This is a genomic window from Streptomyces sp. NPDC021224 (assembly GCF_044332905.1).
GTDB lineage: Bacteria > Actinomycetota > Actinomycetes > Streptomycetales > Streptomycetaceae > Actinacidiphila.
Genome location: NZ_JBIRPW010000014.1, coordinates 199,997 through 207,020, shown reverse-complemented (window position 1 = coordinate 207,020; position 7,024 = coordinate 199,997). Strand labels below are relative to the sequence as shown.

Annotated in this window: 7 protein-coding genes; 2 read left to right on the top strand and 5 right to left on the bottom strand. The window is 74.4% G+C overall.

What is annotated here, in order from left to right:
- Positions 1 to 146: 146 nt before the first annotated feature.
- The 4 genes from mshC to ACH4PY_RS28785 form a co-directional block, all read right to left on the bottom strand.
- Positions 147 to 1,376: a cysteine--1-D-myo-inosityl 2-amino-2-deoxy-alpha-D-glucopyranoside ligase gene (gene mshC, locus ACH4PY_RS28800; RefSeq protein ID WP_398189105.1), complete on the bottom strand. Its 1,230-nt coding sequence runs from the start codon at positions 1,374 to 1,376 to the stop codon at positions 147 to 149.
- Positions 1,377 to 1,503: 127 nt separating this feature from the next.
- On the bottom strand, positions 1,504 to 2,355 hold the full coding sequence (locus ACH4PY_RS28795; protein ID WP_398189102.1) for an SCO1664 family protein: 852 nt from the start codon (positions 2,353 to 2,355) through the stop codon (positions 1,504 to 1,506).
- Positions 2,319 to 2,909 (bottom strand): DUF3090 domain-containing protein, encoded by a 591-nt coding sequence (locus ACH4PY_RS28790; RefSeq protein WP_398189099.1) that lies wholly within the window; start codon positions 2,907 to 2,909, stop codon positions 2,319 to 2,321. Before ACH4PY_RS28790 ends, ACH4PY_RS28795 begins: the two co-directional genes overlap by 37 nt.
- Positions 2,910 to 3,126: 217 nt before the next feature.
- A complete protein-coding gene (locus ACH4PY_RS28785; RefSeq protein ID WP_398189094.1) occupies positions 3,127 to 3,828 on the bottom strand; it encodes a histidine phosphatase family protein in 702 nt (233 codons plus the stop codon).
- Between the two features lie 222 nt (positions 3,829 to 4,050).
- Here ACH4PY_RS28785 and ACH4PY_RS28780 point away from each other — a divergent pair, with 222 nt between their 5' ends.
- Positions 4,051 to 4,662, top strand: a complete 612-nt coding sequence (locus tag ACH4PY_RS28780) for a hypothetical protein (protein WP_398189146.1) — start codon at positions 4,051 to 4,053, stop codon at positions 4,660 to 4,662.
- A 107-nt stretch (positions 4,663 to 4,769) separates the two neighbouring features.
- Here the strand turns inward: ACH4PY_RS28780 and ACH4PY_RS28775 are convergent, their stop codons facing one another.
- On the bottom strand, positions 4,770 to 5,819 hold the full coding sequence (locus ACH4PY_RS28775) for an LLM class F420-dependent oxidoreductase (protein ID WP_398189092.1): 1,050 nt from the start codon (positions 5,817 to 5,819) through the stop codon (positions 4,770 to 4,772).
- Between the two features lie 213 nt (positions 5,820 to 6,032).
- On the opposite strand from ACH4PY_RS28775, the gene ACH4PY_RS28770 reads away from it, so the two are divergent.
- On the top strand, positions 6,033 to 7,013 hold the full coding sequence (locus ACH4PY_RS28770) for an aldo/keto reductase (protein ID WP_398189089.1): 981 nt from the start codon (positions 6,033 to 6,035) through the stop codon (positions 7,011 to 7,013).
- Positions 7,014 to 7,024 lie beyond the last annotated feature (11 nt).

The following is a 7,024-nucleotide window of genomic DNA, read 5'->3' as shown; positions in this document are numbered from 1 at the left end:
CCGCCCCCCGGCCGATACCCCCCCCGGGGGGGGGGGGGGGGGCGCCGGGGGGGGGTTGGGGGGGCCCCCCGTCCAAAAAAATCGGCGGGCCGCCCCGGGGGGGGGGGGCCCCGCCCCTCCTCACTTCCCCATCGGTGCCGGTGCGGTCAGAGCGCCACTCCGAGCAGCGCGTCCACCGCGCGCGAGACCAGGCCCGGCGCCCCGGTGTCGGTGCCGCCCTCCGCCTGCTGCCGCGCGGCCCACGCGTCGACCGCGGCCAGCGCGCCGGGCGCGTCCAGGTCGTCGGCGAGCGCCGTGCGGATCGCGTCCACCAGCGCCTCGGCGGGCGGCCCGTCGGGCCGCGAGACCGCGGCGCGCCAGCGGGCCAGCCGCTCCTGCGCCTGCTCCAGCACGGCGTCGGTCCACTCCCAGTCGGAGCGGTAGTGGTGGGCCAGCAGCGCCAGCCGGATGGCGGCGGGGTCGACGCCCGCGCGCCGCAGCGCGGAGACGAAGACCAGGTTGCCCTTGGACTTCGACATCTTCTCGCCGTGCAGCGCGACCATCCCGGCGTGCACGTACGCCTTGGCGTAGGGGTAGTCGCCGGTGAGCACCTGGGCGTGCGAGGCGCCCATCTCGTGGTGCGGGAAGACCAGGTCGGAGCCGCCGCCCTGGACGTCGAAGCCCATGCCGAGGTGCTCCAGGGCGATGGCGACGCACTCGATGTGCCAGCCGGGGCGCCCCGCGCCCAGCGACGCGCCGTCCCAGCTGGGCTCGCCCGGACGGGCGGCCATCCACAGCATGGGGTCGAGCGGGTTCTTCTTGCCGGGGCGCTCCGGGTCGCCGCCGCGTTCGGCGGACAGCGCCCGCATGACGGTGGCGTCGAAGCCGGAGACGGAGCCGAAGTGCGGGTCGCAGTCGACCGAGAAGTACGTGTCGCCGTCCAGCTCGTAGGCGGCGCCCGCCTCGCGCAGCCGCTCGATGAGCGGCACGATGCGCGGAATGGCCTCGACGGCGCCGATGTAGTGCGCCGGCGGCAGCATCCGCAGCGCGGTCATGTCCTCGCGGAAGAGCGCGGTCTCGCGCTCGGCCAGCGCCGTCCAGTCGTCGCCGGTGGCGTCGGCGCGCTCCAGCAGCGGATCGTCGACGTCGGTGACGTTCTGCACGTACTGGACCTGGTGCTTCGTGTCGAGCCACACGCGCTGGACGAGGTCGAACGCGTTGTAGGTGGCCGCGTGCCCCATGTGGGTGGCGTCGTAGGGCGTGATGCCGCAGACGTAGAGGCGGGCGACCGGTCCGGGCTCGACGGCCACCAGGCCACCGGTCGCGGAGTCGTGGAGACGGAGTGCGCGTCCAGTGCCCGGAAGGGCAGGGACGTCGGAAGCGGGCCAGGCATGCATGAAATGAGATTAACCTTCCGCCCGCGGGCGAAACGAGCGGGAGCAGCACGTTTACCTGCGCGGGCATCCGTTTCGGCCACCGCGCGGCCCGCTCGCCCCACCGGTCACGGCCGCGGAACCCCGTTCGTCAGACCGGCGGCCACGGTATGGAGGGCCAGCCGTCACCCGGCAGCGGATGGCGGCCGGTCTCCCGCAGCCGCGCCACCCGGGCCCGCAGGGCGTCGATCTCGGCCGCCGTGATGAGCGGGGCGAGCCGTACGCCCAGCTCGCCCTCCAGCGCCGCCGTGAGGCCGTCCAGAGCCGTCAGGGCCTCGGCGGGCAGCGGCTCGCCGGCCCAGCCCCACAGCAGGGTGCGCAGCTTGTCCTCGGTGTGGAAGGTCACCCCGTGGTCGATGCCGTAGAGCCGGCCGTCCGGGGCGGGCAGCAGATGGCCGCCCTTGCGGTCGGCGTTGTTGATCACCGCGTCCAGCACCGCGAGGCGGCGCAGCCGGTCGTCGTCGGCGTGCACCAGCAGCGCGGTGCGGCCCTCGCCGACCTCGGCCTCGACCACGGCCTTCCAGCCCGGCGCCGGCTCGTCGTCTTCGGTCAGCGCCAGCAGCCCCGGTCCGGCACCGTCGCCGTCCTCACCGCCGCTCTGCGCGGGGTCGATCCACAGCTGCACCATGCCCTCGCCGTACGGGCCGTCGCGCAGCACCGTGGGCGGCACCAGGCCCCAGCCGGTGGCCTCGGACACCAGGAAGGCGGCCACCTCGCGCTGCGCCAGGGTGCCGTCGGGGAAGTCCCACAGCGGGCGCTCCCCCGCGACGGGCTTGTAGACGCACGCGACCGTGCCGCCCTGGTGGGCTACCTCGCAGTAGAGCACCGCGTTGGACGCGTCGCGGACCCGGCCGCGTACCGTCAGCTCGCCCTCCGACAGCAGAGTCAGCGCCGCGGAGGCGGCGCTCAGGCCGACCTCCGGTACCCGTTCTGACGCGGGCATACGTGTCCTTCCGGATCCAGGGGCAGGCTGCACAGCGGGCAGGGCGGGCGGCCCGCGGACACCACGTCCAGGGCGCGTTTGGCGAAGGAGCGGGCCTGGGCGCCGGTGAGCAGCACCCGCAGCAGCGGCGGGCCGTTCTCCTCGTCCTGGAGCATCTGCTCCTCGGCCGCCTCCAGGTCCTCCTCGTCGTCGCCGCTCAGTTCGACCAGCGCCTGGGCCTCGATGACCATACGGTCGTGCGCGCCGTCCCAGGCCAGGGCCATGGTGCCGACCCGGAACTCCTCCTCGACCGGCACGTCCAGCGGCGCGGAGTCGGACAGCTCGGTCGGCGCGACCGCGGGTACCGGGGCATTGCCGCCGCTGCGCCGCACGACCTCGTCCAGCAGTTCGTCGATCCGCTCGGCGAGCGCGGCCACCTGGGTCTTCTCCAGGGCCACGCTGGTGGTCCTGCCCTTGGCCGTGGCCTGGAGGAAGAACGTACGCTGGCCCGGCTGACCGACCGTACCGGCCACGAAACGGTCCGGGTGCTCGTAGAAGAAGACCTGGCGGGGCACGTCCTGCTCCGTTTGCTCGGCTGTGGGGCTGTCAGGCGGTGACGCCGGCTGGCGCCGGCACTGCGGTGGGGCTGCTGTGGGGCTGCTGTGGGGCTGTGTCGCGGGGCGACGGCGGTGCGCGGCGGGTGCGGTGCGTCCGGTGCGCCCGGCGCGGACACCGTTCACGGTGGTGCTCACCGCGAACACGCGTCCGCCACCACCCTACTGCGGAAGCTGATCACGAGGCGCCCGTGGAGCCTCCGACCACCGCGTCGGCGGAGTTGGCGCCGGCCGGCGCGGGCGGCGGGGCCAGCGGCCCCAGGTCGCCGGTGTCGCCCAGGCGGAGCAGGAAGGGGCGGTGCGGGGTGTAGCGGATGGCGGTCACCGAGCACGGGTCGGTGCTGATCCGCTGGAAGAGGTCGAGGTGCATGCCGAGCGCGTCGGCGGCGAGCGACTTGATGATGTCGCCGTGCGAGCACACCACGTACAGCGCGTCCGGGCCGTGCTCCTCCTCGATCCGCGCGTTCCAGTCGCGGACGGCCTCGACCGCGCGGGCCTGCATGGCGCGCAGCGACTCGCCCCCGGGGCCGGGGAAGACCGCGGCCGACGGGTGCCGCTGCACGGTCGTCCACAGCGGCTGGTCGGCCAGCTCGGCGAGCTTGCGGCCGGTCCAGTCGCCGTAGTGGCACTCGCCGATCCGCTCGTCGGTGTGCAGCGGCAGCCCGGTGCGGGTCTCCAGCAGCGGACGCACCGTCTCCTGGCAGCGCTGCAGCGGGCTGCACACCACGGCGGCCAGCGGCAGCACGGCGAGCCGGGCGGCGAGCGCGGTGGCCTGGGCCCGCCCGGTGTCGTCGAGGGCGACGCCCGGGGTCCAGCCGGCCAGCACGCCCTGGGTGTTGGCGGTCGACCGGCCGTGCCGGACAAGGATCGCGGTAGGCATGTCCGCCACCGTAACCCTTTCCGGTGGTGTCCGTTGTGCTGGGCGACGGCCGTGGCGGGGATGATCCCCCGAGCCCCCACCACGGCCGCGGGCTTCGGCGCGCCTCCCGCGGGATTCGCCGGATCCGCTCGCTCCGGTATAGGTCCGGGTGTCCCGCCCCCTCGGTAAGGTGCAGCAGGGGTCGAGGGGGCCCCGGGAGCCGGTATCGCGAAGCGGGTGGAGATGTTCAGCAAGGCGACGAGGAGCCGCCCGGCTGCCGGCGGGAGCCACACGGCCGGCACCGACTGGTCGCCGTACGGTCGGCTGGAGGACGCCGCCGGGGTCTACTTCCTGCACGCGGACGTCGCCATGGACGCCATCGCGGGAGTGCTGGGCCGCCGCCGGGTGCGCGGCTTCACCCTGGAACGGGTGGTGGACCTGACCGAGGCCGGGGCCTCGGTGTGGCAGGAGGCCGCGGTGTGCGACGGGCGGCGCCTCATCCTGTGGCACAGCGAGGAACTGGCCGACGCCTCCGCGCCCGGCGGCACGGTGCTCGACTCGTCGGTGCAGGTGCTGCCGCTGGAGGCGATCGGGCACGTCGGGATGCGCACCCTGGTCGGCCGCGACAGCCTCGGGCAGCGCGTGGACCGCGGGGTCTACCTGGTGCTGGCCACCGCGATGCCGCACGAGCTGAGCGCGGTCGCGGCCGACCCGGACGCGGCGCTGCCGGTGGCCTCGGCGAAGTTCCGGCCCGAGGCCTTCCGCTTCAGCAAGTCGCTGGACGACGGGGGCGCGGGGCAGATAGCCCGGCTGATCGACTTCGGCCGGCTGCTCGGCAGGCTCGTCCCCGGCTGAGCAGCCGGCCGCAGCCGTTTCCGGGCCCGGTGCCCGCGGCGTGACGGCCTGCCGTGACCGCCGCCGCACGGCCCGCCGTCACGCCCGGCCCCGCGTGTCCGGAGCCGTCACGCCAGCCCGGCGCGCTCCAGGGCCGTCACGCCCGCCCGCAGTCCGGCGACCCTGTCCTCCAGCGTGAAGCCCGCGGGGGCCAGCGTCAGCGTCGTGACGCCCGCCTCGGCGTACGCCCGCATGCCGTCGGCGATCCGCTCGACCGGGCCGAGCAGGCACGTGGAGTCGATGAGCTGCTGCGGTACGGCCGCCGCCGCGCCGTCCTTGTCACCGGCCAGGTACTTGTCCTGGATCTCGGCCGCCTCGCGCTCGTAGCCCATGCGGACGGCGAGCTGGTTGTAGAAGTTCTGCTTGCGGCTGCCCATGCCACCGACGTACAGCGCCGTGTACGGGCGGAAGACGTCGGCCAGCGCGGCGACGTCGTCGCCGACCGCGAGCGGCAGCGTCGGGCACACGTCGAAGCCCTCCAGCGTCAGCCCCGCCTTGGCGCGGCCGGCCCGGATGTGGCGCAGCGCGGTGTCCTCCAGGTGCGCGGCGGACGGGAAGATCAGCAGGGCGCCGTCGGCGATCTCGCCGGTCTGCTCCAGGTTCTTCGGGCCGATCGCCGCGATGTAGAGCGGGATGTGCTCGCGCTGCGGGTGCACGGTGAGCTTGATGGGCTTGCCCGGGCCGCCGGGCAGCGGCAGCGTCCAGTGCTCGCCCTCGTACGACAGCCGCTCGCGCGCCATGGCCTTGCGGACGATCTCGACGTACTCGCGGGTGCGGGACAGCGGCTTGTCGAACTTGACGCCGTACCAGCCCTCGGAGACCTGCGGGCCCGACACCCCGAGGCCCAGCCGGAAGCGCCCGCCGGACAGCGAGTCCAGGGTCGCGGCGGTCATGGCCGTCATCGCCGGGGTGCGGGCCGGGATCTGGAAGATGGCCGAGCCGACGTCGATCCGCTCGGTCTGCGCCGCCACCCAGGACAGCACGGTCGGCGCGTCGGAGCCGTAGGCCTCGGCGGCCCAGCACACGGAGTAGCCGAGCCGGTCGGCCTCCTGGGCGACGGCGAGGTTGTCCGCGTCCATGCCGGCACCCCAGTAGCCGAGGTTGATCCCGAGCTTCATGGCTCTCCCTTGAGCTGGTCGGTGTGTTGTGGCGAGTCGTACGGGTGGTACCGCGCCGTCCGGGCCGGCGTGCGGACCGACGCGCGGACCGCTGGTCGTACTGGTCGGTAACGTCTGTGCTCCACCGGACTGTAGCGCGCACCGCCGCCACGGGACCTGTCAGGTACGTCACTGCCGCCCATTCGAGCGGTGCGGGCAGTAATCTCAGCGCCCATGGAGCAAAGGCACCTCGGCCGTACGGGTCTGCGCGTCTCCCGGCTCGGGCTCGGCACGCTCACCTGGGGCCGCACCACCGGCGAACGCGACGCCGCCGACCAGCTCAAGGCCTTCTGGAGCGCCGGGGGTTCGCTCGTCGACACCGCCGACGTCTACGCCGACGGCGGGGCCGAGTACCTGCTCGGGCGGCTCATGGAGGACCTGGTGCCGCGCTCGGACCTGGTCGTCGCGACCAAGGCGGGCAGCGTGCCCGACCCCTACCGCCGTTTCGACACCTCGCGCGGCCACCTCCTGTCGGCCCTCGACGCCTCGCTGCAGCGGCTCGGCACGGACTACGTCGACCTGTGGCAGGTGCACGCCTTCGACCCCGGCACGCCCATGGAGGAGACGCTCCAGGCGCTCGACATCGCCGTCAGCTCCGGCCGGGCGCGCTACGTCGGCGTCTCCAACTTCTGCGGTTGGCAGCTCGCCAAGGCCGCGGCCTGGCAGCTCGCGGGCCCCGGCCGCACCCCGCTGGCCAGCACGCAGATGGAGTACTCGCTGCTCCAGCGGGGCGTCGAGCGCGAGGTGCTGCCCGCCGCGCTGGACCTCGGGGTCGGACTGCTGCCCTCCTCGCCGCTCGGCCGCGGCGTCCTCACCGGCAAGTACCGCGGGGGCGTCCCGCAGGACTCGCGCGGCGGCGACGAGGACCTCGCCGCCTTCGTCGCCCCCTACCTCGACGACACCGCCCGGCTCATCGTGGACGCGCTGGCCATAGCGGCCGACGGCCTGGCCGTCTCGCCGCTGCACGTCGCCCTGGCGTGGGTACGCGACCGGCCCGGCGTGGCCGCCCCGCTGCTCGGCGCGCGCAACGCGCAGCAGCTCACGGCGGCACTGTCAGTGGAGGCGCTTACCCTGCCGGAAGAGATCAACCTGGCGCTCGACGACGTGTCGGCGCCGCTGCACCGCTATCCGGACCACGACTGGAGCACGCTCTGAACGCGCGTCAC

Coding starts and splice junctions, on each gene's coding strand:
- ACH4PY_RS28770 (WP_398189089.1), top strand. CDS start 6,033: ATGGAGCAAAGGCACCTCGGCCGTACGGGTCTGCGCGTCTCCCGGCTC.
- mshC (WP_398189105.1), bottom strand. CDS start 1,376: ATGCATGCCTGGCCCGCTTCCGACGTCCCTGCCCTTCCGGGCACTGGA.
- ACH4PY_RS28775 (WP_398189092.1), bottom strand. CDS start 5,819: ATGAAGCTCGGGATCAACCTCGGCTACTGGGGTGCCGGCATGGACGCG.
- ACH4PY_RS28780 (WP_398189146.1), top strand. CDS start 4,051: ATGTTCAGCAAGGCGACGAGGAGCCGCCCGGCTGCCGGCGGGAGCCAC.
- ACH4PY_RS28785 (WP_398189094.1), bottom strand. CDS start 3,828: ATGCCTACCGCGATCCTTGTCCGGCACGGCCGGTCGACCGCCAACACC.
- ACH4PY_RS28795 (WP_398189102.1), bottom strand. CDS start 2,355: ATGCCCGCGTCAGAACGGGTACCGGAGGTCGGCCTGAGCGCCGCCTCC.